Source organism: Microbacterium aoyamense, assembly GCF_023155855.1.
GTDB lineage: Bacteria > Actinomycetota > Actinomycetes > Actinomycetales > Microbacteriaceae > Microbacterium > Microbacterium aoyamense.
This window is the reverse complement of record NZ_JAKNUT010000016.1, coordinates 1-717: the sequence shown is the minus strand read 5'-3', so window position 1 is coordinate 717 and position 717 is coordinate 1. Positions and strand designations below refer to the sequence as shown.

The 717-nt window shown below is 71.4% G+C and carries 1 protein-coding gene; it reads left to right on the top strand.

Going from position 1 to position 717, the window contains the following annotated elements; genetic code table 11:
- Positions 1–16: 16 nt before the first annotated feature.
- Positions 17–717, top strand: a 701-nt coding sequence (locus MA876_RS18825; protein WP_248153024.1) for a hypothetical protein, incomplete at its 3' end; no start/stop codon positions are given.

The window sequence follows — 717 nt, the reverse complement described above, 5'->3', positions numbered from 1 at the left end:
CGGGAATCGTTCGGTTGTGGTGGATTCGTACACGGCGCCGGGTCAGGCGATGGTGCAGCGGACGACGTCGTACTGCTATGACCATGCGGATCGGCTGCTCTCGTCGACGGTGTCGGGTGCTCCGACGGTGGGGTTGGATCCGGTCAGTGACGGGCTCGCGGCGGGCGAGGTGGCCTACGACCTGCGGGGCGCGATCACTCGCTTGGGCGGGGTGGGCGCGGCGGATCGGGTCGAGTTCGGCTACGACGCGCAGGGCCGGTACGCGTCGACGTCGTTCGGTGGGACGACGGTGACCGCGGTCACCCGGGACGCGGCGGGGCGTGTGCTGACCCAGACCAGTGGTGGCGAGGAGACGAGGTTCCTGTACGCGGGCGACGGGGATGCGCCGTGGGGGCAGATCACCGGGGGTGTGGCGACGCGGATGGTGTCGCTGCCCGGGGGTGTGACGGTCACGATCCCCGCGTCGGGGGATGCGGAGTGGGCGTACCCGAACCTGCAGGGCCACACCCTCGTGACCCGCACCGGGACGGTGGTGTCGCCGGTGCGGCTGTATGACCCGTTCGGGCAGCCCCTCGATACGGCGACGCTCGCGATCGGCACGCCCGCAGCGAACGAGTCGGGCGTCGCCGGCGATGGGACGCTCGCGTGGCATCAGGGTGCCGCGAAGCAGGCTGACACGTCGGCGGGTGGGGTGCTGATCGTGCAGATGGGTGCCCG